General features: G+C 65.7%; 20 protein-coding genes. 4 read left to right on the top strand and 16 right to left on the bottom strand.

Annotation, left to right across the window (positions count from 1 at the left end; translation table 11 throughout):
* The first annotated feature begins 5 nt into the window (after positions 1–5).
* The 4 genes from ACS5PM_RS19880 (at position 6) to ACS5PM_RS19865 (ending at position 10,468) form a co-directional block, all read left to right on the top strand.
* Positions 6–650 (top strand): 4Fe-4S cluster-binding domain-containing protein, encoded by a 645-nt coding sequence (locus ACS5PM_RS19880; protein WP_439389422.1) that lies wholly within the window; start codon positions 6–8, stop codon positions 648–650.
* The gene (locus tag ACS5PM_RS19875; RefSeq protein WP_439389420.1) at positions 651–6,926 is read left to right on the top strand and encodes an AAA domain-containing protein; all 6,276 of its coding nucleotides are present in this window, start codon (positions 651–653) and stop codon (positions 6,924–6,926) included.
* Positions 6,923–8,278 carry a coiled-coil domain-containing protein gene (locus ACS5PM_RS19870; RefSeq protein ID WP_439389419.1) on the top strand — a complete coding sequence of 452 codons (1,356 nt, stop codon included), beginning with the start codon at positions 6,923–6,925 and terminating at the stop codon, positions 8,276–8,278. The genes ACS5PM_RS19875 and ACS5PM_RS19870 overlap by 4 nt, the downstream gene beginning before the upstream one ends.
* Before the next feature lie 1,542 nt (positions 8,279–9,820).
* Positions 9,821–10,468, top strand: a complete 648-nt coding sequence (locus tag ACS5PM_RS19865) for an H-NS family nucleoid-associated regulatory protein (protein WP_439389418.1) — start codon at positions 9,821–9,823, stop codon at positions 10,466–10,468.
* 136 nt (positions 10,469–10,604) lie between these two features.
* Here ACS5PM_RS19865 and ACS5PM_RS19860 read toward each other — a convergent pair whose 3' ends face one another.
* From ACS5PM_RS19860 to ACS5PM_RS19785, 16 genes are all read right to left on the bottom strand, one after another.
* Entirely contained in the window at positions 10,605–12,017 is a 1,413-nt protein-coding gene (locus tag ACS5PM_RS19860) for a DNA cytosine methyltransferase (RefSeq protein WP_439389417.1), read from the bottom strand.
* Between the two features lie 82 nt (positions 12,018–12,099).
* Positions 12,100–12,684 carry a hypothetical protein gene (locus ACS5PM_RS19855; protein WP_439389416.1) on the bottom strand — a complete coding sequence of 195 codons (585 nt, stop codon included), beginning with the start codon at positions 12,682–12,684 and terminating at the stop codon, positions 12,100–12,102.
* Between the two features lie 93 nt (positions 12,685–12,777).
* Positions 12,778–13,245 (bottom strand): antirestriction protein, encoded by a 468-nt coding sequence (locus ACS5PM_RS19850; RefSeq protein WP_439389415.1) that lies wholly within the window; start codon positions 13,243–13,245, stop codon positions 12,778–12,780.
* Between the two features lie 400 nt (positions 13,246–13,645).
* Complete coding sequence (locus ACS5PM_RS19845) at positions 13,646–15,949, bottom strand: SNF2-related protein (RefSeq protein WP_439389414.1); 2,304 nt, start codon at positions 15,947–15,949, stop codon at positions 13,646–13,648.
* Between the two features lie 105 nt (positions 15,950–16,054).
* On the bottom strand, positions 16,055–16,255 hold the full coding sequence (locus tag ACS5PM_RS19840; RefSeq protein WP_439389413.1) for a hypothetical protein: 201 nt from the start codon (positions 16,253–16,255) through the stop codon (positions 16,055–16,057).
* Between the two features lie 7 nt (positions 16,256–16,262).
* Positions 16,263–16,928 (bottom strand): hypothetical protein, encoded by a 666-nt coding sequence (locus ACS5PM_RS19835; RefSeq protein WP_439389412.1) that lies wholly within the window; start codon positions 16,926–16,928, stop codon positions 16,263–16,265.
* Positions 16,929–17,023: 95 nt separating this feature from the next.
* Positions 17,024–17,647: a RadC family protein gene (gene radC / locus ACS5PM_RS19830; protein ID WP_439389411.1), complete on the bottom strand. Its 624-nt coding sequence runs from the start codon at positions 17,645–17,647 to the stop codon at positions 17,024–17,026.
* Positions 17,648–17,721: 74 nt separating this feature from the next.
* Positions 17,722–18,048: a hypothetical protein gene (locus ACS5PM_RS19825; protein ID WP_439389410.1), complete on the bottom strand. Its 327-nt coding sequence runs from the start codon at positions 18,046–18,048 to the stop codon at positions 17,722–17,724.
* A complete protein-coding gene (locus tag ACS5PM_RS19820) occupies positions 18,045–18,512 on the bottom strand; it encodes a hypothetical protein (protein ID WP_439389409.1) in 468 nt (155 codons plus the stop codon). Before ACS5PM_RS19820 ends, ACS5PM_RS19825 begins: the two co-directional genes overlap by 4 nt.
* Before the next feature lie 515 nt (positions 18,513–19,027).
* The gene (locus ACS5PM_RS19815) at positions 19,028–20,134 is read right to left on the bottom strand and encodes a DUF6094 domain-containing protein (RefSeq protein ID WP_439389408.1); all 1,107 of its coding nucleotides are present in this window, start codon (positions 20,132–20,134) and stop codon (positions 19,028–19,030) included.
* 92 nt (positions 20,135–20,226) lie between these two features.
* A complete protein-coding gene (locus ACS5PM_RS19810; protein ID WP_439389407.1) occupies positions 20,227–20,556 on the bottom strand; it encodes a hypothetical protein in 330 nt (109 codons plus the stop codon).
* Positions 20,557–20,702: 146 nt separating this feature from the next.
* Complete coding sequence (locus tag ACS5PM_RS19805) at positions 20,703–21,158, bottom strand: hypothetical protein (RefSeq protein ID WP_439389406.1); 456 nt, start codon at positions 21,156–21,158, stop codon at positions 20,703–20,705.
* A gap of 473 nt (positions 21,159–21,631) precedes the next feature.
* Positions 21,632–22,141, bottom strand: a complete 510-nt coding sequence (locus ACS5PM_RS19800; protein ID WP_439389405.1) for a DUF7673 family protein — start codon at positions 22,139–22,141, stop codon at positions 21,632–21,634.
* 40 nt (positions 22,142–22,181) lie between these two features.
* Positions 22,182–22,745 (bottom strand): hypothetical protein, encoded by a 564-nt coding sequence (locus tag ACS5PM_RS19795; protein ID WP_439389404.1) that lies wholly within the window; start codon positions 22,743–22,745, stop codon positions 22,182–22,184.
* A 543-nt stretch (positions 22,746–23,288) separates the two neighbouring features.
* On the bottom strand, positions 23,289–23,888 hold the full coding sequence (locus ACS5PM_RS19790) for a DUF3275 family protein (protein ID WP_439389403.1): 600 nt from the start codon (positions 23,886–23,888) through the stop codon (positions 23,289–23,291).
* Positions 23,889–24,586: 698 nt separating this feature from the next.
* Entirely contained in the window at positions 24,587–25,072 is a 486-nt protein-coding gene (locus ACS5PM_RS19785; protein ID WP_439389402.1) for a DUF3577 domain-containing protein, read from the bottom strand.
* Between the last annotated feature and the right edge of the window lie 234 nt (positions 25,073–25,306).

Raw genomic sequence — 25,306 nt, 5'->3', positions numbered from 1 at the left:
CCCACGTGAACGTCGCCATTTCGCGGCTGCACTTTCCGGTGACCACGCTCGGTCCCGGACGACGCATCGGCATCTGGTTCCAGGGCTGCAGCATCCGCTGCACGGGCTGCGTGTCGATGGACACGTGGGCCCCGGGCAAGGGCCGGACGAGTGTCGATCGGCTCGCCGACGCAATCGATCCATGGCTACACGAGGCGGACGGCCTCACCATCTCGGGAGGAGAGCCGTTCGACCAGCCCGAGGCGCTCGGCCTGCTGCTGCGCACCCTCCCATTGCGGCCGTCCCAGGATGTGCTCGTCTACAGCGGCTACGCCTTCGAACGGCTCGCCGGGCTGCCCGCGCTGCAGTCGGGGCGCATCGACGCGCTCATCACCGACCCATACGTCGTCGACGCACCGCAGACCTTGCCGCTGCGCGGCAGCGACAACCAGCGGATGCATTTGCTGACGGATCTCGGTCGGCAGCGCTTCGCGTCCTACACGGCAGCGGCAGACGAGTTGGCGCGTCGCCTCGACGTCATGTTCGATGCGGACGGCACCGTGTGGCTCGCGGGCATCCCACGTCCCGGGGACATGCCGAGGCTGCGCGACATCCTGAGCCAGCAGGGGCACGAGGCCGTGATCCCGGCAACACCGAGCAAGGCGAGTTGAATGTTCCGCTTCTGCCCCCAGTGCAAGACCGAGCGCTCGCTCACCGAGCTCTTTTGTGAGGGTGAGCTCTCCGTGGGGCGTTGCGGTTGGTCGCTGTCCGACGAGCCCTTGCGTCAGGCCGGCTGGTCCCCCACGAATCTGATCACCGAAGAGGCCGTCCGCACGGAGCGGGGCCAGGCGCTGTGCACGAACGGCCACGCGCTGGCCGCTGACGACTTCATCTGCCTGACCTGCGGGGCCGATCGCGCCGAACCTGCCGCAGCCGTCTCCACCGAGCAGCCGACGACCATCCAGAGCGCAGAGGTCACGGAGACCTCGATCGACGGCTGGCGCCTGCTGCGCCAGATCAGCTCGACGGCACGGGTGCGGGACCGCTACCTCGCTCGGCACGAAGGCAATGGGGCGCAAGGCGTCCTGACGCTGTATCACCACGGCGCCGAGCCGGACGCGGCCGTCTACGACGTTCTGCGCCGTCTTCCGCACGAGCACGTCCCGCGCCTTTTGGATACGGGTCGTTGGGACGAGCGTGCCTACGAGGTGGCCGAAGAGCTGACCGGCGGTTCGCTCGCCGACCTGGGAATTGTCGCCTCGGATGTCGAAAGCATCCGACGCATCGTCTGCGAACTCAGCAAGGCGCTGCATGCCTTTTCGGAAGTGGGGCTGCGACACCGCGACATCCGCCCTGCCACCCTCCTGGTGCGCCAGCGCGAGCCGCTCGACCTGGTGATCGGCGGGTTCGGGTCGGCGCGCCTCTCGGAGTTCGATCTCGACATCGTGTCGCCCCTCGAGATCACCCGCTACATGGCGCCAGAAGCTGTCGCTGGGGGCGTCGCTGCCGCGTCCGACTGGTGGAGCCTGGGCATGGTGCTGCTGGAGCAGGTGACGCAAGGACGCTGCTTCGACGGCATCAGCGAGCACGCCTACCTCATCCACGTCCTGGCCAACGGTGTCCCGCTGCCCGAAGACCTCCACCCATCGCTGGACCTGTTGTTTCGCGGCCTGCTGGCGCGCGACCGGACGCAGCGCTGGCAATGGGAGCAGGTCCAGGCGTGGCTGAACGGTGAGAACGTGGCGGCACCGGCACGGCCGACGGCGACCGATGCGGGGCAGGACGCCGCTGTCTCGCTCGAGCTGAGCGGGCGCCGGTATCGCGTGCCCACGCAGTTCGCGCTCGCCGCCGCCGAACCCGTCCATTGGGAGCAGGCCCGTGACCACCTCCTGCGCGGTGCGGTCGTCACCTGCGCGCAGGAGGCGGGCGCCTCGGCCAGGCAGCTGTCCGGCCTGCGCCAGGTTGCTCAAGACCAGGCGATCGACGACGACTTCAAGCTGATGCTGGCCCTGAAGGTGCTCAATCCGGCGATGCCGCTAATCCATCGCGGAGACATCGTCACCCCTCGCTGGCTGCTCGAGCATGCACTCGAAGGCTACGAGCTCATCAGTGGCAGCGTGCCCGAGTTCCTCGAGCGCCTGGACACGGAAGCCTGGATCCTGCAGCTGAAGAGGCGCAACGAGGCGGTGCGTCGCCGGGCCAGGAACCTGTCGATCGAGGTCAACGAGGACTCGCTGCGGATCTACGTGCTCACGACCTCCAAAGCCCGCCTGGTCGCGGCCTGGGAAGAGCGGCGTCGACACTTCCCCGACACGGCCCACGGCGGTTTGCAGACCATCGCCGAGAAGTCGGTGATCAGCGAGGAAGACCTCATCGTCTTGTTGTCGGCTGACCTCGGCTCGCTGATCTCCCTGGACGAAATCGTCAAGGAGGCAAGCACCCTAGCCGCTCAGGCCGGACTACGCTCGTTCCAGCCCGCGGAAGCCGGCAAGCTGGCCCAGTTGCCTCGGCTGGAATTGCTCCACCTCCTGGGCGAGCGAACCGCCGGCTTCGCCACCTGCCCCTACCCCAAGCTCAACGAGTGGACCGAAGAGTTCCGCATCGAGCGCCGGATCCCGCTCGCGCGGGCCATTGTGCTCATGGCGGTGATGTCATCGGAATGGGTCGAGCCGCAGAAGCAGCAGTACATCTCGCAGATCCTCGAGTTCTTCGAGAAGCGGGTCGTCAACGCTGTGCTGCGCGGCCCGCTGGTGCGCATGACGATCGGCCAGTCCACCGCCCGTGTCGATCTGCACGAGCTGGGGACGCAGCGCATCCCGGCATCCGCCCTGCTGGACCACCTGCTACAGCGCAATCAGCAATCTGTCACCATCGACCCGGCCGCCTTTGCCGGCGAAGGCACGGCGGAATACCGCCTGCAGAGCCTGGCGCGCCACACGACGCTGTACCGCAGGGACACAGGCATCGATGGGCTGTACCTGGGGTTTCCGTTCCTGCTGATGCGCGATGCAAGAGCAACCAACAGGACCCGGATTGCGCCGGTGCTGCTGTGGCCCGTCCGGCTCCAGCACGATGTCGGCTCCGGAGGCACCGCTTCGCTGGCGTTCGACGCGGACCGCGAGGAGGTGCGCGTCAACCCTGCGCTCGACGCGCTGCTGGGCACGCAAGAGGTGCAGCGATGGCGGCAAGTCGCGAACGACCTGCTGAGCCGGTCTTCCGTCCGGGCAGCCGATGTGGTCGACGCGTTCGGGGTCCTGAGCGAGGCCCGCTCCAGGACCCTTCGGGCCCTGCCCGGGCCGTCCACGACGCTGACGCAGCACCGCGATGCCCTGGAGTGCGCCGCGGTGCTGTTCCACGTCACGTTCACCGGCCAGGCGATCGGGGAAGACCTGCGCAATCTGAGGAGTCACTCGCCCGCCAACACGGGTCTGGAGACGGCGCTGCGGCTTGGAACCAACGGCAGACTGCACGAACAGGCACCGGTGGCGCACCGCAGCCATCACCAGGAGCTCGACCGGTATTTCACGGTCTCGAGCGACCCGTCGCAGGAGACGGCGGTGTTGCAGGCCAGGAACGGGCCCGGGCTGCTCATCGAAGGCCCTCCCGGCACCGGCAAGAGCCAGACCATCGTCAATATCGTCGGCGATGCCATCGGGCGCCACAAGAGCCTCCTGGTCATCTGCCAGAAGCACGCCGCCCTCGAAGTCGTGCAGAAGCGCCTGGTCGCAGAGGGCCTCGGCGACCGGATCGTCATGGTCAACGACGTCAACAAGGACCGGGCACCCATCATCCGCGCCGTGCGCGAGCAGCTGGAGGCCTTGCATCGGCGCGGCACAGATCCGTTGGTGACGGTCCGGCGCAAGCGAGAGAGCACGGCCGCGCGCATCGACGCGCTCGAAGGCGAGCTCGATCGCCACCATGCCGCTCTTCACCGCATCGATGCCCAGACGGGTTTGAGCTATCGCACGCTGCTCGGAGAACTGATGTCGCTCGAGGCGCCGACGCCTCCGATCGATCTACCCGCCCTTCGAACGCCGCTTCAGAAGCTGGGGACGGGCGCCCTAGCAGCACTCGAGGAGGAGGTCGCTCCGCTGGCGCGGCACTGGCTCCCGGCCCGCTATGAAGGAAGTGCCCTCGTGGACCTGCGACCGTTCTCTGCCGACCGGGCGACGCAGGATGACTTCAAGGAGGCTCTTTACGGCTTCACGCGCGCCGAACGCCTGCGCACGGAAGTCCTCCTTGCCCATCCAAGCGCGTTCGAGGTGGACGACCCGCAACCTCACAAGACCTGGCTGGCGGCCTATGGACGGCAGTTCCTCGATCTCCCGGATCTCCACAGGACCTTGCTGGCCCGATGGCTGCCCCTGTTCCGCCCCGCAGTCGACCCCGTCGGGGCCAGGCTGATCGCCGAGCTCACGGAGATCAAGGCGAGCCTCGTGGCCTGCCCTTTCATCCAGCACGACAAACGCCTCTCCCCGCTTCTGGCCCAGGTGCCGGCCGAGACACTTGCAACGCTTGTCGCCCACGCGGCGGAGGCGATCGCTCCCGCCGCGTGGTGGCGATTCCTCGATATTGGCAGGCACCTGCGCAAGCGGCGCGTCCACCGTTACCTCGCGCAATGTGGAGACCGCCCCACCGACGGCCGGGACCAGGCCCTGGTGGGCGCTGGCCAACTCGAGGCCCGGTGGCGTCCGCTGCGCCTGGCGCTGAGCCAGCTTCACCAGCGCCTTCACCTTCCGCCGATCGCCGCGGATGCCGGACCGACCCTGGTCGACGACGCATCGGCGACGCTCGACGTGCTCAGCTCCGTCGCGGAACTCGCCGCGCGACTGGCGAGCGCGCCCTGGCACGAGCGGCTCGACGCCGCTGCCATGGAAGGCACTAGCGAGGCAATGGCGCGCCTGTTCGCGGGCTTCGACGCCGCCTTCGCGCGCTTCGAGGTGCGCACCAAGAGTGCGAAGGCACTGCGCAGCCTCGACAGCTGGATGGCGGAGACGTGGATCGGCCAGTGCGGAGACGCCATCGCCCACAACGAGCCCAACCAGGTCCGCCTCGAGCCGATCACCCGTGCGCTGCCCACGCTCGCGTTCTACCAGCACTTTCGAGGACGCGCCCAGCGCCTGAGCCAGGAGGCGATGGCGGCCTTCGCGGTGCTGCGCACCAAGGAAGCCCTGCTCGAGCGGCTCGATCCAGGCGCGCTGGAGGGCGAAGTCCGCCGGATCCTGGGCCGCGAAGCGCGCCTGGGCTGGAAGCGTCGACACGAAGACGCGGCGCCGGATCTGCACCTCGAACGGGCCGAGATCGAGATCAAGGTCGCCAGCCTAGCGGCGCTAGACATGGAGATGCGCGCACTGAACCGGCAGTTGCTCAAGGACGATTTCAACCTGGCCGCCATTCGGCGCTCGGCGGAATGGGAGGACATCACGCGCCTGACCGGGCAGCGCGCCAGGCGGTTGAGGGAATTCATCGAGCTCGGCGCACCGCTCGGACTGATGGAGCTGCGCCCCATCTGGCTGATGAACCCTGACGTCGCCAGCCGGGTCCTTCCGCTCAAGGGGGGGCTGTTCGATGCCGTGATCTACGACGAAGCATCCCAGATGCCGGTCGAGCACGCCCTGCCGACGCTGTTCCGCGGCCGCGTCAGCATCGTCAGCGGCGACGAGAAGCAGATGCCGCCGACGGCGTTCTTCTCAAGCAAGGTCGAAAACGACGAGGCACAGGCCTACGACGGAGAAACGCCCGACGAAGGCGCATCGGAGGAAGAGCGCGATGCCTTCGAGGAGACCTGGAACCGCAGAGAAATCAAGGACTGTCCGGACCTCCTGCAATTGGCGAGGACCAACCTGCCGAACTCGACGCTGCAGATCCACTACCGGTCGATGTACCGTGAGCTCATCGGCTACTCCAACGCCTGCTTCTACGGCAACGAGCTCAGCGTTCCCGTGCGGCATCCCGAAGCCACGGTTCGCCAGGCCCGTCCGATCGAAGTCATCGAGGTCAATTCGACCTATCACGACCAGACCAATCGCGGCGAGGCCGCTCGCGTGGTCGAGTGGCTGGTCGATCACTGGAAGCAGCCGGCCCTGCAGCGCCCCTCCGTCGGCGTCGTGACCTTCAACCGCAAGCAGGCCGATCTCATCGAGGAGCTGCTGGAGCAGCAAGCCGCGGCCGACCCGGCCTTCCGGGACGCCTATCGCCAGGAACGCGAACGGGTCGAGGACGGTGAGGACATGGGTGTCTTCGTCAAGAATCTCGAGAACGTTCAGGGCGACGAACGCGACGTCATCGTCTTTTCTTCCACCTTCGGCCGCAACGGCCAGGGCACGTTCCGGCGAAACTTCGGCGTCCTGGGCCAGAAGGGCGGGGAGCGCCGCCTGAACGTGGCCGTGACCCGCGCACGGCGCAAGATCGTTGTCATCACGTCGATGCCCATTGGAGCAGTGTCCGACTTGCTCAGCACCCACCGGCCACCGTCGACGCCCCGCGATTTCCTGCAGGGCTATCTCGAGTACGCCCGCACCGTGTCGAACGCCGAATTCGCCAACACGCGGACCCTCCTCCAGCGCATGATGGTTCGCCGCGACGGTCGCGCTGCGCAGGAGTCGGGATCGGCCGAGGATGGGTTCAGCCAATCGGTGGCGGCCCACGTGGCCTCGCTGGGGTGGGACGTCGTGAAGGCGCCCGACCGGGACGCTTTCGGCCTCGACTTCGCCATCGAGGATCCCCAGACCGGTGTCTTTGCCATCGGGATTGAATGCGACGCACCGCGTCACGACCTCCTTTCCAGCGCCAGGGCGCGCGAGGTCTGGCGACCGAGCGTCCTACGCCGCGCCGTGCCAAAGATCCACCGGGTGTCGTCGCACGCCTGGTATCACGCACCGCAGGAGGAGCGCCGACGCTTGAGCGACGCGATCGCGTCGGTGCTGGACCGGAAGGAGGCGGCATGAGCGGCCCCAAAGTTGTACGGGTGGTCACGCGCGAGGAGCGGATCGCCAGCTGCACGACCTGGCTGGCTCGGCTCGACGCGGCGCTGGAGGCGCTGAGGACCGACGCCGCGCGCCTCGGCGACGAGGAAGGGATGGGTATGGCCTCGTCCCGCGCGCGGCGAGAGGAGCTCGCCGCGCTGGTGCGGCAGGGCAGCTTTGACCAGGCCGACCGCCAGTTGCCTCAGGAGCTTGCCCTCGTCGAGGCCAGCCGGCGCGACATGATCGAGCGCGCGGCCCAGGCCGCGACGAGCGCGCGCGAGCGCGCGATGCGTCAGCGTCAGGCTGCAGCCCTTCTCATCCGGGAGCTGGAGCGCGAGGCGCCGGGACAGCACGCCGATCTGCTGAAGCAGCTGCGCGCGGTGTTGAGCCGATCGAACGCGGACGGGGCGGGCGAGGCGCTGAGCAAGGCGATGCGGGTGTTGTCGCCGGCCCCCCAGGAGACACAGCTGTCCGATGCACAGCGGGCGCTGGCGGCGTCGTTGATGCCGGCAGCGGAGGACGCCGACGAATCGGTTCGCAGGCTGGTCGACACGGCGGGCCGGGACAGGCGCCTCGCGGACCTGCAGGCACGGCTCTCGCAGATTGAGGTCCTCCAGGGTCTGGCGGCCACGGAGGCGTTTTCGGCGCGCCTGGCGCTGCTGGAGGCCGAACCCGACAGTGCGGCCCGCAGCATGCGGATCGACGCCCTGACCCTGGATGTGGCAGCCGCCGTCGACGCCCTCAAGCGCGAGGTGGCGCTCCTCGACCGGTCTCGAAGCGTCCTGAGCGAACTGGCGACCGTGCCCACGAGCGAGGAACTGGTGGCTGCCCGGCAAGAGCTCCAGCGCGCGATCTCGCGTCGAGCGGTGCAGGATCTCCCTCAGATCGTCGAGGCCACCCTCGCCGCAGTCGGCCGAGCGCGCCTGCGCGTAGCCGCCGCCGCGCGCCGAGAGGCCATCCTGTCCGGACTGGCGTCCCTCGGCTACCAGGTTGACGAGCGTATGTCGACCGCTTGGGTGGACAACGGGCGAGTCGTGCTCAGAAAGCAAGACGGTGACTTGCATGGCCTCGAAATCGCAAGCACCCCAGATGCCGAGCGCCTGCAACTGCGCGCGGTGGCATTCTCGACCGCACGCTCACCCACATCGGACCTCGCCGCCGAGACGGCCTGGTGCGGCGACCTCTCCAAACTGCAGGCGCACCTCAAGCGGCACTCTTCCGACCTGTCGATCGAGAAGGCCATGCCGGTTGGCAGCGTGGCGCTGAAGGCGGTGGCGCCGCTGGGCCCCGCGCAGGCCCAAGAGGCCGCTGCGCGTTCTCGTCGGACGCGCTAACTTCAACCTTACACAGATTGCAGGCGCAGACATGTCCAAGACTGTTCAGGTTGAACTCGTATGGACGTGTGTACCTTGGCGACCGGACGAGACCTGGCGTCGGACGCTTCTCCCTCGGCTGCTCGATGCTGGCGCAGATGAGACACGTATTACCCGAAGCGTCTACGCAGTTCGACTTGCCGGGAATTTCACGATTGCGTATCCATCAGGCGATTCACCGACGGTCTACGTCGGGGAGGGTAGCTTTGGAAGCCGGATCAACAGCCATCGAACTTGGGCGTCTCGTCTCGTCGAGTTGGTTGGAGAGTTCGATTTCGAGGTTTGTGTCGCCACACCACGAGTCAGAAAGCAGCCAAACACCTACCTGGACTGCGAAGCTGTCTTGCTGCATCGGTTTGGAAAGCGATTCGGCTCAGCGCCACTTTGGAACAAGCAGTTTGAGCGACGCCGGTTTCCTCATCACGAATACAGCCAGCGCAAGGTGGACTACGTCTTAGGCAAGCGCAGCGGTGCGAAGTACGAGTGGGCCCTTCGTCCTCTAAAGTCGTCTTCGTTTTATGAGAGTTATCACAAGACCCATCTATAGCCTGTCTAGGCAACTGACGCCTTTGTCGCCGAGATTGTTCGATGGAACGACGGCTTTCGGGCTGCCTATTCGAACAGGCGAGGGACTGCTGATGGTCTGAGTGCCGTTCACGAGCGGCAGCCATTTCTTGCCCCGGCAGAGAGGCAGGATCCGGGGGGTCACCAGTCATTCGATAGCGGTGCGCCCAATGCCGGCAATCAGTCTTGACTTGCCACCCGGTTCGCACCTGGACACTGTCCGGATGTGCCGTTGCCGGTGCCGGTAAACGACTGGTCTGGAGCAGGTCAACTCGTTGCCGACCCGCCCCCCTTCTTCGCCCGGCATCGCGCGCTCACCGAATGCGCTGGCGCGCGCTGGTCACGGTGAACCAGGCGCAGGAACTGGCGCCGTGGGAGCTACAAGTCGTGCCCGAGGATGTCGATGGCTCACGGGGTACTTTCGGAGCGCCCCGGGGGCAGCTGTGCGCTCGACGCGAGCAACGACTATGGGGCAGTGAAGGCCTGGCTGTCACTGCACGAGTCGGCAGCGACCCAGCTGTCAAGCGACATCCAGAACTGACCCCTCGTGTTGCCTCACGGCGGAATGTTACCGGTGAGATTCTTGGCGTTTTCTGGCTTGCACTCATTCGGTTGAGGCTATGGGCATGTGGGCGAAGGACGCGGCGGTGGTCAACGCGTAGCGTTGTCCACGGACGGGTCTGGTGCGCCGAAGGCGCATCGTCCACATGTCCATGGCCCGCCGGGCGCGAAGCGCCCGGCCCCTCCCTCACCTCGCCAGAGGAAGCCGCATTGCCATCTTGAGCCCGTCCTTTGGGCGTCGGTTTTTCATGTCGCCTGACACACTGCGCCGCCCGCGCACGTTGGTTCCGGTGCCAGGACTGCGGGGCTGAAGCCGAGCACCCGCAGGATTTGCACATCGGTAGACTCGCCCCCACCGCAACTGCCTTGGCAAACACAATGGTTGATCGACTGGCGAGCATCAAGAAGCAAATCGCCGCATTGGAAAAGAAGGCGCAAGGTCTCCTGAAGGCGCAGAATCAAAAGGTCATTGACCGGGTGCGGGCGTTGATCGATAAGCACGGATTGACGGCAGAGGATCTGGGTTTCGCCGCCTCGTCGGTTCCTCGCGGTGGTGGTGGCCGGCTTGTCAAGCAGGACGGTGCCAGTCAGGCTGGTACGCCTCGCTATCGCGATCCGTCAAGCGGAAAGACCTGGACTGGCAGAGGTAAGCCCCCGAGGTGGATCGCGTCGGCAAAGGACCGTAGTGCCTTTCTTATCAACAGCGATGCCGCTGAGGAAATCCCGCCCAAGAAGGGCCGCGGAATTGCGGCGACCAAGTCCACCGGCAAGGTAAGGCGCAAGTCGGCTGCGCCGGCTGCTGCGAAGCAGAACAAGTCCAAACCAGCTGGCGCGAAGTCGTCGTCCGGCAGCCGCAATTCCACCCACGGCAAGGCAGCAGCCGAGAAGTCTGTGCCGGCATCGAAGACCAAGGCGGTCAAGACGCCGCCGTCGACAAACAAGCGCAAGTCCAATGGACGCACCCCGAAGCCATCGGCGCCAAATGAGACGGCGCCTGTGCCCGTCACGCCGGCTACGGTAGGTTGACAAACGCCGGGCGACGGGGCGTGGCGATGAATCCGGCGGCGGAGCGCGCCTTGTTGAGGACAGCAGACGCGAAGTGAAATGGTCGATGGCGGGGGAGGTTGCGCAGGCAACCTCCCCGCGGCCGTAGATCTCCCGATCAGGCGGCAATCTTATCGTCGAGCTGTGCGTTGCTGCAGGTGTCTCGGTTCGGCCTGCCCATCCTGCGCAACGCCATGCCAAGCCACTGGCCGATTGCCTGGACGGGGCGTGTGTCGACCGCTTGTCCGCAGGCCTCGTGACAGGCCGTTGCGGACAAGTTGGCCACCAGCTCGGCTGGAATCCCCTTGATGCGGGCATGCTCGGCGGGCGTGAGCAGCCGCGACAGGTAAGGCCGGGTCGGATGCCGTAGGCGAGGGTCGGTTGACCCACCCTTGTGGTAGCCCTTGCGCAGGGTCGGAACTCGGCTCGATTCGGGCGTGAGCCATTGCATGGCAAAGCAACTGCCCTTGTTGGCGTCCCGCAGCTCCTTGTCCTTCAAGTACGCCACAGCGCGCCATGACGGGTCGTCATCATCGATGCGATCGAGAAAGTCACCCAGCGTGCCAGCCGGTGTCTCTGAGGCAGCACGTGATCCGAGTTGCAGGTCGAGCGCCGGCGGATGGGCCACCAGGAACCACCGGCGGCGTCCCTCGATGCTGCCGAACTCCGACGCATCCAGCACCGTTTCCTGGACCGCGTAGCCGGCGTCACGCAACCAAGCCCGCAGGATCGAGGCGCTGGCTGAAGTGGCGTAGTCGGGCACGTTCTCCGTAAAGAAGATCGCCGGTTGCATTGCCGCGATCCATTGGATTACGGCCGCCACCAGGTGGCCAACCAGCGGGTGATCCTCCATGCGCTGCAGCTTTCGTTTGGCAACGCCTGCGCGAGAAGCTCCCGAGCACGGAATGCCGGCTTCCAACACGTCGACGTGGCCGATCCGGCGCAGCAGCCATGCATCTGCCACCGCTTCTTGCATCGGAGCGTTCACCACGACCGTGGCGCCGTCGATCAGTGGATGAACAGTCGAGCTATGGGTCACGAGATCCTCGTCAATCTCGTTGACGAAGGTGAGCCTGGTGTCCACGCCTGCGGCGGCCAAGCCAGCATGCAGCGCCCAGTTGGTGATGCCCGCGCCGAAAGCGACGCTGGCACAGCGCACGGGTTCTTTGCTTTGCAGGCGCCGGTACATGCGCGTGGCTCGCTCCAGCGCCCTTGCTTGGCACGCGATGGCCAGGATGTGGATGACGCCGCGCATGAGCACGACTCGGACCACCCCAAGGGCGGCAATCGGCTGCAGGTCCGCTTGGTTGTTGAGGTCGATCACCGGCACCACGCAGGCGCCGCGCGTCTTGCGCGACACTCGCCGATTGCCTTCGCTGTTGACCTCGACCACCACCCGGGCGTTCTCGGTGTCACAGAGCACCCTAATCGGCAAGCCAGGTTCGAAGCCGGCTCGCACCAAGGCGGGGGAGTCGAGGTACAGGCGCGGAGCGCCGCGGTGCAGGCCGAGCCTGCGTACACAAATGTCCATGATGGTTCCTTCGGGACAAACGTGAAACGCCCGCAGGGCCCGCACCCGAGGGGCGGGCCCTCGGGGCAAATGAAGAGAAAGCTCAGGGAAGCAGGTCGAGAGGCTCGGCTTCGTCGCAAACGCGCGCCCATGCCATGACGGCGGTGCCGCGTTCATCGCGACTGACCACCGTTGCGGCAGGGATCTCGATCGCGCCGCGCTGGTGGAACAAGCTGCGTGCAGTGGCCACTGCGCAAACCTGGCGCTCGGTGACGCTGAACGCGGTCACGCACTCGTCGAACCGAAGGCCATCCCGCACGAGATGACGCAGCCGGGTCTGTCGCCGGTCCTCGGCCTTTTCGGCGCCGCTCTGAGAAGCGGGCGTCCCGTCGACGACACGTACGCACACGTCCAGCTCGCGAACCGCTTCGGCCAAGTCGCCGTGCTCCCAGCGGACAATGACGACCTTCGAGGCGCTGATCAAGTCCTCTACCAGGTCGATCAGCCCATCCAGAGCTGCGGCGGTGGCTTCGGCGGCCGTGTCGAAGATGGTCCCGCGAGCGGTGGTGAGGTCGCGGCCGGCGTGGCGCACGGTGTACCCGTCGCAGTCGTCGCCGGTGATCTCCAGACCAAGCCGGTCCAGGAGGCGATCGACGTCGTTTTGCAGATCGGATGCGCTGTAGCTCATGGGTTGCTCCAGGAATGGAAAAGGCGCTGCCAGGCAGCGCCCCTTGACTTGGTTGAAAAGGACGATGAGCGGAAAGCATTCGCTGTGCGCTGGTCAGTCGACCGCGCACAGGATTTGCCTGCTTTCGCGGTGTTCGACCGCGAAGTCGCGCAGCTGGTAGAACGCCTCGTCGAGGTGTTCGGCGCCTTGCCAGATCAACCCGTTGATCGCGTACATCGTTGCCACAATGCCGGCGGCGTCAAAGCTCACTGCGCCCTCGAACCCATTCGGCGCGCGTAGAAGAGTCATGGGCAGGTCAGTGGTCGTCCGCTGGCTGGTGTCCAGCGCGAGGTAGAAGCCCCCGTTTGACAGTTCATAGAACTGCCAGAAGCCGCCGCTGTACTCAGGGCAAAGGTTGCCCATCCAGCTGAAGACGGCGGCTTCTCCCTGGCGGTAGTGCCGAGGTCCGAAAGAACGTGGCAAAAAGCCCAAGCGCTGGTGACCGGGGATCTGCCGCGCGAAGATGGTGCGGTGGTCGTCAGCTGTGGAAGGCAAGGGGGAACATGCGGCTGTTTCAGCCATGGAGGGCTCTCCTTTCTGGGGGATGAAAAGAAAGAAGCCGAGAGCACCCCGGCACCGGGATGAGCTCCCGGCACGGGTCGAACGAAGAACACCTTCTGGCCAGTCGAGGGGACCGGCCGCCGCACTTCTCAGAAGGCCTGTGCGGTCAGGACGACGTTGACGCTGTCAGCGGCTCGACAACCTTCGAGCAAAGGGAATACGGTGGAGACAATAGCATGCAGCAGGTGCGTCGTGAAGGACCAGTAGACATGAGCGACGAATCGCGCCACCGTGGCACCTGTCGAGAGCGTCGGTGCGCCTCCCCATGACGCAAAGAAAAGACCCCCGGTGCCCTGCGGCATCGGGGGTCAAAGATCAGACGGCGTCTGAACGCGCTCAGGGAGGAAAAGGGCGGCGGCGATTATTGCAGCAGCTGCTTGGCCAGCGCCACTTCCACGCTGTCGCCACTTTGGTTCAGCACGTCCAGACCGGAGTCCGGCATGTCACCCGAGGTGGACTGCGACACCGAGATCTTCTTGGCCATCAGCGACAGGCACTCCATCTGCGCGCATCCCTCGTAGCCGATGAAGTGCACGTCGACGTTGAGCTTTTGGCCGATGCGCCACGATCTGCGGCTGGCCTGCTGCAGCGTGTAGACGTTGTAGCCCGACTGCATGAACACGATGGTGGGGAACTCCAGCATGTCCAGGCCCGTCTTCACCAGCTCCGGGTTGGTCACGATCACGTCGACGTTGCGGTCGACCTGTTCCATCAGCCAATCCTCGCGCTTGGCTGCTTCCACTGTCGCCCGCAATACGGCCACCTTGAAGCCTTCGCCGTCCAATAAGGCCTTCAAGCGCGCGGAGGTGTCGCGCGCTCCCGTGTAGACCGTGTAGACCAGCGTGCGGCGGCCGGCCTGCTTTGCCTGCCGGCACAGCTCAATGAGCTGGCACTCCTTCGGCATGGGCGTCAGTTCGTCGAACAAGGCGGGTGCGCTGGCCAGCAGCGTCTTGCGATGCGGGTGCAGCACCGTCTCCGGGCGGAAGCAGCAGTCTGGCCACGCCAGAAGTGCGTTGAGCACGACGCCCAGAAGACTCTGGTCGCCGACGCGCAGCGCCTGCCTCAGGGCGTCCTTCAGCGAGTTCGCCATGCTGCGGTAGGCCGCTTCCTGCTCGGGTGCCATGGGAACGCCGGTGAAGAACTCCTTGTAGGGCGGCAGCACATTGCCTCCGATGTCCTTCAGTTTCAGGAAGGCGGTGCAGGGCAGCACATAGCGCATCACTCCCACGGGCCCAAACCCGGGCGCCTTGGCTTCGCGGTGCGTCACGCTCTTGCCCTTGGCGGTGCGGTGGGACCGCTCCTCGCCGCCGCCGGTGGTCTTGTAGATGTCCTTCACCACCCCGTGCGTGCGCATGAAGGACCAGCTGGCCGACCCGAGCGATCCCCGCTGGTAGCGAAAGCCGTCTTGCACCATCGCCTTCGGGTTCATTCGGAACAGCAGGTAGAACAGGTCATCGGCATAGCCTCCCATCAGCGTTCCGGTCAGCAGCAGCGTCTTTCGGCACTGGCTGGCCAGCACACCAAAAGCTTGGCCCTGGGCACTGCCGTCGTTCTTGAATTCGTGGCCTTCGTCGGCCACCAGCAATCCGAAGAATCCTCCTGGAAGGTAGCGCTTGATGAACTCGGTGGGCTGATAGCCCCCATGGCCAAACGAAAACTCCATGTTGGCCATGGCCCGCTCCATGCGACGTGCCTGGCGGTCGCTGAAGAACAGCTCGCCTTCGTCGTTCATCAGGTTGATGAACTCGTAGACGTTATCTTCGAGCATGCCGCCGAGCATGTCTTCGCCGAAGGCATCGATGAGCTTGTCGGCCGTTTTCTGACCGATGGTTGGCAATTGGGTGATGGAATCGCGCAGGATCTCGCGGCGTGTCTTTGGCATCGTGCCGGGCCGCACGAGAGACCACAGCGCGGCGTTGCAGCGGGCACAACGCATCTGACGGACGTTCAGCCGGCTGGCGGCCTCCTCGGGGGCGATCCACCTGTCTTCGCCGTCGGTGTCGGGCACGGTGATCGGCTCAAAGCAGTCCGGGCAAGCGGCCACGGGTGCGGCCGCTCGATCCAGACGCTCCGGGCCGGTCAGTCCCGGGTCGATGAGGCGGCGGGTCACGAAGACGGGTGCCCAGTTGAAGCCCATGCGCATGCGCACGCGGCCCATCACGAAGAACTCCGGCGACTTGGGGCCACCGGTGACCAGCCGCAGCTGCAGGAGCTTCTTGAGCGTGTCGGGCCCGTTCAGGATCCACACGGTGGCGCCCGGAACGGTCTGCTTGATCTCCCGCCGCCACTTGTAGACCAGGTGGGGCGGGCACACCACCAGCGTACGCGGATAGCCCAGGTGATGCATGGCCCAGGCCGTGGCGATCGCCATCATGGTCTTGCCGGTGCCCATCTCCGCATTGATCACGGCGGACGGGGCGCCTGAATTGACCAGTAGCCGGCAAACCGCCTGCACAACATCGCGCTGGGCCACAAAGGGCTTGCGAGCCAAATCGTCCAGCAGGGCATTCACTGCGGCGTCCTGCTGGCCGTCGTAGATCGGCGGGTTCTGCACCCGCACGGCGTCGACCAGACTCGCGCGGTACTCGCGCACGAAGTCGGCGATGGGCATGGTTTCGCTGCCATCGGCGGCAGCAGTCTGTTCGAGCAGTTCGGTGTCGGACATGGGGCATCTCTCCAGCAAAGTGAAGAAGGGGCCGGCGGAGATCTCCACCGGCACCGTTATGAAAGGGTTGAAGGGAAGGGCGCCTTCAGCGCCCGTGTCGTGGCCTCAGTCCAGCCGGCTTCCGTCGGCGTCGAAAGCGGCTTGCACGGTGGCTCCGAGCCACCAGGTGTCGAGGTCCGCCTCGGTTGCCACGGCGTACTTGTCGTCGCCGGCGCAGACGACGCAGCACAGCTGGGCGGAGCGTCGTGCACGAGCGGAGGCCTCAGCGCAGGCCTGTGAGAAGGACATGGCGTCAGTCGTCGTCATGGCCACCTCACGCGGCCTGCGACAAAGCAGTCCCGGCCGGGGCCATCGCAGGTTCACGAGGCTCGCCCGCGCGCTCGACGAGATGGCCGCTGCGGACCTGATCCGACACCCAGGCAGTGAAGTCCTGGGGCAGCTCGATGCGTAGCGCCGACACGGGCCCGGCCGATGCCGGCCGGATGAGTGCCTGCATCGATTGCAGGTGCGCGAGCACCGGCAGCATCCAATGGTCAAGCAGCGGAACTGGTGACAGCTCTTTGACCATGCGCCAGGCCTGTGCGGCTTCCCGCACGGCCCGGTGGCCTTGCGACATGTGGCCCGGCTGGTGTTCGAGCAGCCAGCCTGAGCCGTTCGCCGGATCGAGCTTGAGCACTGCGGGATCGAAGATCCAAGCGTGCAGCAGGTTGCCCAGCAGCCCCGTGCGCGGCAGCCGGCCGGTGAGCTTGTCCAGGCGGGCTGGATCGCCCACCAGGATGCGCATGGCCACGGTCCGGGTGGCTGCGTCCAGCAAGGTCAGGTCGTCCACGCCGCCCTGGACCTTGCGCAGATGCAGGCGAGCCATGAGCTGCTGGATCGAGGTGTCCCGGCCGTAAACCGAGAGAAATAGCACTTGTGCCCGGTGGTCGGACACGAGGGCGTCGACGAAGACGTCGGACTGCTGTTCGAGGATGAACATGTAGCCTCCATGGTTCAAGGGATGGAGGCGGGCGCACCGCGCCAGCGGCGGGTAGGCCCGCCGGGCGAAGAAATGGTTTGAAGTCAGGAACGCGGTCAGATCAGGCCGCGCGCAGCCATCGAGAGGAACTGGGAGCCCCCTACGACGACGTGATCGAGAACCCGAACGCCGACGAGGCTGAGTGCCTGCTTCAGACAAGCGGTGAGGACCTCGTCGGCACGCGACGGTTCGACCGAACCCGAAGGATGGTTGTGGGAGAGGATCACGGCGCCTGCGTTGTGCGCCAGGGCGCGCTTGACCACCTCCCTCGGGTACACCGACGTTTGCGTCAGCGTTCCACGGAACATCTCTTCGACCGTGATCGCACGATGCTGAGCATCCAGGAAGATGACGGCGAAGGCCTCGAACTCGTAACCGTCGAAGTGCCGTACCAGATAAGCGCCAGCATCCTCGGGCTTGTTCAGGTTGACTGAAGCCAGGCCCAGGCTACTGGCTGCGTGGCGCTTGTTCAGTTCGCGAGCGCAGCTCATAAGGCTGGCCAGCGCTGCCCGGCGGTAGTCAGGCGTGCAGCTGTAGCGCGGCATGTGCTCGGCGCACGTGCTGGCCGTGCCGGCGCGCAGGCCTCGGGCGCCGGCGAGCAGGATCTCTTCGAGCTGGTTGTCGGCCAGCCCGGCAGGGTGAGAAATCATGAGGGAACTCCTCCAGGAAAGCAGGGGCACGCCGCGCCGTCCGGCGCAGCGTGATGAAGGAAGGACCACAGCCAGCCCGTTTGAACGGGCCGGCCCTGGCTGGGTCAGGCGGTTTCGGCGCTCTCGAAGCGGCCGTCGGGCTGGTAGATCACCCGGCGGTTGCCGATGCCGAAGTCGGTGTCGAGCTGGACCTGTTCAAACATCTGAGCAGGCACCTCGATGCCGAGGTCCTTCAGCTTCTGGCGGAAAAACTCCAGCGGCAGATCGAACGCATCGGGTTCGTCGAGGTTCAAGTACAGGTAGTCGTCCTCGTCGGGCCCCGGGTCGTCGCGCTCGACGACCAGGAAGAAGTGCCCGACCGGGCGATCCCAACCGAGCAGGACGGTGACGGGTTCACCCTGGTGATGGGTGCTGAAGTAGTGCTGGCTCATGATGAGACTCCCACGTTGGCAGCGTTGCGAGCGACTGCGGACGGTCTGGCCCGGTGCAACCGCTCCAGGTCGTGCAGATCGATCAGGTAGGCGAACCACAAGGGCACGTCGATGCCTTCGGCCATGACTGCAAACGCCACCTCGCCACTCGCGTAGACGGTAGCGCCCACACCGAGCAGCGCCGGTGTCGAGCCGACCAGGCAGTGGTTAATGCGAGCGCTGGCCGGCAAGGACCAGTCGCCCAGTTCGTCGGCTTCGATAGCCAGGAGGGTGTTCCACAGCTCGAACAGCCGGTTCACGACCGGCTGATCGAGATCTACGCGCACCGACAGCGCTTCGGCCAGGGCCTGCGTGGCTGTCGGGTCAGTACCGAGCGGCTCGGCCTTGGCCTGGTTGGTCAGCCGCAGCGCGCAATGCAGGTGCAGCGGCTGGTCCAGCAGGCGAGGGCTGTGCGTGTCGTTCATGTCGGAAGTCCTGTGGTTGACATCGATGGCGTCGGCGTTGGCCGATGCCGAAGACGGGGCTTCCGCGTGGTCAGGTGCCGCGCCAGGCGCGCGGTGATGTTCAGAGCGTGTGCTTATAGGCTTCTCCTTGGGATGAAGGAAGAAGGCCGGACACCCATCCCGCCGGGAGTGGAATGCCCGGCCGGGACGGCTTGCTAGCGATCGAACCTTCGCGCCGCGCCTCCTGGTTGGGAGGCACGCGGCCGCGCTGTTGCAGAAGGCCTTGCGCGGTCAGGGCGACGGTTACGCCGTCGGCGGCTCGTATCCCCGAGCGACGGGTTGGAAACTGGCGCTGCAGGCGCCCAGAAGGGGCCACAGCGCGTCACAGAGCCTTTGTGAAGGGGGCAGGTGGGTGACGCCCTTTAAAAAGGCCCCTGGAGGCAGCTTTGAAAGCCGCGGCAGGGGGAAACCGCCCCGAGGGCGGAGGGAGGACTCGATAGGGCAACCGCCCGGTTGGCGGCCGGCTGCCGGCTTGGCTACTGGATCGTCACAACCAGCCCGAGCGTGGGCCCGGGCGTCAGGTCGATGCCGCGGATCACGGTCACGAAGCGGTCGACCAGAACGCGGGTTTCGCTCACCGAGCCGTCGTCGTCTGTCTCGGTCAGGATCTGGGTGTCCTTGACCTTGTGGGTGCGGCCTTTGACGAGCAGGCGCCGGCCGGCCGCCGAGGTGACCACACCGGAGAGTTGGCCGGCAGCCAGCGCCAGGGCCAGGTGCCAGTCGGTCATGGCGCGAAGCGGCGGGCGGAGGTCACCCAACCGCGGCTTCATGTGCAGGCCGAAGCGGGGCCAAAGGCTTTGCATGGCCAGTCCGCCCTGCAGCTCGGCCTCGAGCTGCCTCGCATCCAGCCGCGCGACCGTGAACGTGAAGTCCTCGACCGGCTTGGCTGCCGGCACCTCGTAGGGCGCTGCGGGCCACTGCGCGGGCATTTCGAGCTGGTCCTCGCCGGCGGCGAAGGCCAGCAGGCGTCTGACGATGCGGGCATCGGGCGTGGTCGGCCGGCGCTTGCGGCCTAGCACCACGCTCTGCCGGAACTGCTGCTCAGGCGCCATATGCACGGTGACGTCCTCAAAGTGGCGCGCGACGAAGGAAGTCAATTCCTCATCCAGCACGGTGAATGGCACGATGAGCACCAGGATGCCCCCGGGCTGCAAGAGATTGAAGGTGCGCCGGCAGAAGATTTTTTCGTGGCGCAGCCGCCCTTGTTGATGGTCGCCGGTGCCCACCGCGTCGGCGACCAGGTCACCGTAGGGCGGGTTCAGAAACAGCAGGCCGAAGCTTCGATCGGTAATGCGCACCTCGTGCACGTCGGCGTGGGCGACAGTGCCCAGCGCCGACTTGGCATGCCAGGCGCGCTCCTCGTCCAGTTCGACGCCGAACGTGTTGACGGTCGCGCCGCAGGACTGCAGGTGTTCAGACATGGACAGCAGCGCGGCGCCTTCGCCGCAGCACGGGTCGATGATGCGAACGGGCGCCGGTGGTGCCTCTAGCGCCGCGCTGATGCGCGCGAGCGTCTCGGCATCCGTAGGGAAGTACCCGTTCTTGATGAAGTTGCGCGCAATGCGCGGAAAGATCAGGGCCATGAGGGCCGCCTCCATGGGGAAGAGGACCCCAGGCCGGCGGGCGCTGGGGCCCGGTGGGCAAGGGATGGCGCCGATCGAGCGTCGCCTGTTGGTCACGCGGCGAGCGGATGCGGCACGCGGGCAGGGTGCTTGTGCTCCAACTTCCAGCCGGCGTGTTCCAGCCGCCGCGTTAGGTCGAACGGCAGTAGGAAGGCCGTCTGCGGGTCCTGCAGCGCATCGCTGATGGCCCGGTGGATGGGACGCACGTGCTGAGCGTGAGGCGCCAACGCCTGCGACAGGGCGGCCAGATCCTCCGGCGATGCGCTGGACTGCCAGTCCAGGAACGCAAGCCAGAACGCGTGGCGGTTGTCGTCAAGGCACAGATCGGCCGGTGTGGCCGAGGAGGGGCGCTCGGGCGCCTGAGTCAATGCGATTTCGCGCATGGGCAACTCCGTTGGATGAAGGCCATGCGGAGTGCCGCCCAGAGGGAGCGGCGACTCCCCTGGCCGGGTGATGAAGAAGGCCGAGGACCGAGGCGGCAAGGCCTCGGATCGCTCGGCAGGTCGTGACGCAGGTGGGCGCGCTGCAGTCAGCGCAGCATGACCAGGCCGATTCCAATCAGCATGAGCGCAAGCGCTTGCGGCTGCGCTTCGACGGCGTGGCGAACGTCGCTGGCGCTCTTGCAGATGGCACGTGCCACCGATTTCAAGCCACGCGATTGCTCGCGTGCCTTGGTCAAGGCGGCCTGTGCGGTCGCATAGGCGACGGCCTGACGCTTGAGCGTGATCTTCGCGCGCAAGAACAGCGCGAAGGCGTCGACGCCGACCTCGGCTCTGTGCAGGTCCGTCGGGTTCGTGTCGAAGTGATCGACGATGGCCTTGGCCACCTCGAACTCCTCGATGTGCTCCACGAAGTACTGCCACATGTCCATGCTCTCGGCGTCGCCAGAGGCGGTGCCCGTCAGGGAGACGGGGGAAGAAGGCTGGCTGGGCACGTTTTCCGGGTGGACCACGTGAACGAGGCCCGTGATGGGAGGGAAGCCCATGGTGCATCTCCAAGAAAAATGGGGACGCACCAAGCCCCGGCGGGGATGGATGACATCCCCAGGGGGTTGATGAGAAAACTCCAGGTCGACAGCCCGTGGGCTGCCGATCCACCGCTTCGCAGGAGCCTGACGGTGTAGAGGGCGTGGCGTGACGAGCCACAGGCGGACCGATTGAGTCGGTCAGGCAGAAAGAACGACTTGATTCTGTTCTTCAAGCCCTCGGCCGGTCAAGACGGGCAAGGGCTTGAAGAACCCGGCACCAGGCCGGGTGGCGCCGCTTCAGCGGCGGATTCGACGGCACGATGGCCGGCACGTGGTGCACCGGGCTTGCCGCTTTCGCGCAGAGCTCGGGGCTAACCACCTGCTGGCGCAGCGCTCAAACAGGAGGCTGGAAAGAACGCGTTAGCGATAGCTGTATGCAACGCGGGCGTTCTTCAAGATCGCCTTCGGGTCGATCGGCCGGTCGCCGCCCGTCATTCGTCGTGTTCGGCGTTCTCGTGGCTCTCCTTTCGGCCAGCCGCGTAGTTCATGAGGCCGTAGTCCTTGAACATCGTTTCGAACCGCGCACCGCCGTTTCGAAAGTAGCTGTGGACTTCCTGCTGCGGCACGTGGTCAAGCCGCAGCACCTTCAGGACCTCGCTGAACCGCTGGCTGTCAAGCAGCCGCAGATCGGTCAGGTCCACTCTGAAGCGGTAGCCGTTGTATAGCGATGCCAGGATCTCGGCGATCACTCTGCTGCTGCCGCAGCGGTTGCTGGTGGCGAACTCGAAGAGCGACTGCAGGGCCTTCACGCCCTCGTGCCGCTCGTCGCTCTCCTGCAGCTGCGCTTGCTGAGCCTGCGCGTCGAATCTGCTGGTGCCTGTGCGGAACTCCTCCAGCAGCAAGTCGAAGGCGTGCAATCGCTCTTCAGGGATCTGCACGGTGACCTGAAAGTCGCGCTTGGGCAGGCCGCTTGTGACAGGGTTGGAATCGGTCAGAGCCATGGTGTGATCTCTCTTGTTGGGGGTGATGGGAGGAGTCGGCTTAGACGTTCTCGCGCTGCGTCCAATGGCCGGTTTCGAGTGCGCGCTGAGCCTGCTCCCTCGTGCGCCAGTACTCCCGAGACTCGCGCGTGAAAGGGCCATCGGCGCTGTACGTGCCAAGGTAGAAACCTGCGGCGCAGTAGCAGATCTGCAGCTCCAAACGTTGACCGAAGCGCTGCGCGAGCATCCCGTGCCGCGGTGTCGAGGTGGAAGGCTGGTCAACGCTGTTCGCGACCCTTGCCGGCTCCGACTCGCTGCGACGACTTGCCTCCTGGGCGCGCCGCAGAAGGTTGATTCGGCGTCGTGACGATTCGTCGTCCAAATGGGTCGTCACGTGAGGCGGCAGGTGGCTGAGAAGCGTCACCGCTTCGACGGCCAAGTCCGCAGTGCGTGCCATGCGCACCAGGTGCGCTTCAGCGTCTCGGCGGCCTTCATGGGTGGCGCATCGGTGTGCGACGAGAAGAATCCGCACGGCGTCCTCCCAGAGGTGAAGACCGATGTCAATGGCGTCCGCCGACTCGGTGCTGTTCGTGAGCGGATGAACTTGAGCGAAGTTGGGGTGCATGTGTTTCTCCGGTGTGGATAGAAAGGCCGCACCCCGTCCCCGGGGTGAAAAGCCCCGAGGGTGGTGGTCAAACGAACTCCCGACACCTTGCGGTGCCCGCGAGCCCTTGCAGGAGCCAGTTCGCATGTGTTGGCGCGTCGTGACGTGACGCATCGGACCGAAACCGTCGGTCAGCAGTACAAACTCCTTGCAGCCTTAGTTCGGGTTCCTCCAGGGCTCGCGCGCAGCAGGCGCGCACAAGCACTCGAGGAACCCGGCCATGCGGCCGGGCTCGGGATCGACAACGTCTGCATCGCCTTTGGCTGGTCCATCCCTAGACCCGCTGATTCGGCGTGTCCGAACTCGCAGACAACGGACACCATTTCGATCCTCATCACCGCTGCATTCAGCAAAACGGCACCGCGCATGGGGGGCGCGGCCACCCGGGGGTTGATCACTCCGCCTGTACTGCGCGGGCTTGCCGCAGCGCCGGCATTCGACGCTGTGGCAAGCCCGTCAATGTGGGACTTGCCGGACCTGCTGACAGGCGGCAGGCTCGATGGTTCAGTTCTGCGAATCGCAGGACCAGGTCTGGCTCTTGACGTTGAACACGTAGTCCAGCGCCTTCAGGCGGTCGCGCTGCCGGCGGAACTGCACGCGGTCGATCGTCGGATCCAGCTTCATCGGCTGGCGCGTGGCGAGCAGCTCGAACAATTCGGGACCGAGCAGCGCCAGATCGTCACTGCCATCGTTGCGGACGCCAGCAGTTGGCGTCGGAAGGGCAGGGACTGATTGCATGCCTGACGGGTCCTCGCCAGCGATGTGAGGCTCGGTCCCATCGGTGGCAGCTGCTGCGTCGGCAGGATCGGGCTCCGGGGGCACAACGGGTGTCGCTGCGCCTTCGGTCTCGTCGGCTTCATCGATGTAGATCGCGTCCAGGTTCGCCCGGTTCTTGACGAACACCTTGCCGCGCCACGAGAACGAGTCGGGCTCGATCCAGTTGACAACGAACTCGCCGGTGTACTTGCCCGGTTCGAACTCTTCGATCAGGGCATCCTTGACCTCGAACTCACCGATCTCGGTGGAAAGGTCGCCGATGTTGAATTCGCCTTTGCGTCCGCGCTTGCGCTGGACGACCAGGGTGCCTCGAACTGAGATAGACATGCACGCTCCTTTTGATGGCTTGGGATGAAGCCTTGAAAGGACGTGCGAGCCCCGTAGCGGGACGAACAGGTCCCGCAAGGCGGTTGGGAGAAGGGCAACTGGCGCCGGTGCTGGCCAGCTCGGTGAGGAGGAGGCTGCCGGAAGCTAAGACCGGGCGAGGCCGAAGCCTCGCGGTCCAGGAAGCACATTGCGCGCGGGGTTCAGCCGCTGGCAACTCGACGGGTACTGTGGCAACAGGCTTGTGGGATCTGGTGCAGGGAGCTCCGCCGGAAAAGGACCTGGCTTGGAGCCAGGCAGATCGCGTCATCGCACTCCACGCCGACAGCACGAGGCTGCCGGTGCACCGCTCTTTCAGGAGCCGGACGGTGTCTGAGGGCGCGCGTTTTGGGAAAACGCACAAACCAGGCGCGGCTTAGTTGCCAAGAAGCCGCCACTCGGGAACAACCTTGTGCTGCAAGAGCTTTCTTCACCGGCGGCACGCGCGCCGGTCAAGAAAGCTGCCCCGCACGACGTGGGGCAGCAAGGTTATGGACTGAGGGTCGCTGTTTCGAATCTATCGGGTGGCGGCGCTGGCGCTTGTCGCGCCAGGCAGTCGCCATTCGTCAATGCAGTGTAGCCAACCACGGGAACGTAGCCGATGGATGCCTTGTTCAGCAGCGCAGCAACGTGCTTGCGCTGCTAGGTGTTCAGTCCGATCGTCAAGCTGCCTCGGCAGGCTCGCGGCGTTCGGAACGCTGTTCCTCCGGCGGGGCCTTCTTCATGCCCTCTTCGATGGGTTCAGCAGTCTCGACACCGCGCTCGGTCGGGCGCTCGACCACAGGGATCAGCGCCTTATGGCCGTCGACCTTGGCAAAGGTCAGCTGCAGCAGACGCGCCTTGAGCCCTTCGCGCTTAAGCACCTCGCCGGTCTTGCTGTCGGGGAACTCATAGAAGTCAGGCTTGGGGTCGCCGGCGCGGAAGCCGACGATCACCTTCTGCTTGGCCTTCACCGAGTCTTCCAGCAGCTTGACCGCCTCGAGCGCCTGGGCGCCCACGATGCGGCAGTCGATCGAGACGTACTCAACTGCGGTGGACTCGCCCATCATGGCGTTGATGGTGCACGCGGTGTAGGCGGGCCCCTTCTTCGGCGTGACGATGCGGATCCGATTGAGATAGCCGATGCCTTCGATGATCAGGTTGAACATCGCTGCGACGGCAGTGGTTTGAGCTTGGGACATGGCGCATCTCCTTTGGGGGAAACAGGGATGCACCACGCCCGGCAGGGGATGATGACATCCCCACTGGGTTGAAAAGAAAGGAACTCCAGGCTGACAGCCTGAGGGCTGCAGCGCCACCGCTCTTTCAGGAGCCTTGCGGTGTTCGGGCGTGGCATGACGCGCCACCATCGGACTGAAGCTGTCAGTCGGCAGTTCGGCAGC

The organism is Ideonella flava (genome assembly GCF_051857595.1).
Lineage (GTDB): Bacteria > Pseudomonadota > Gammaproteobacteria > Burkholderiales > Burkholderiaceae_C > Ideonella.
Note: the sequence above shows the minus strand (reverse complement) of the source record. Positions and strands in the feature narration are given on the sequence as shown.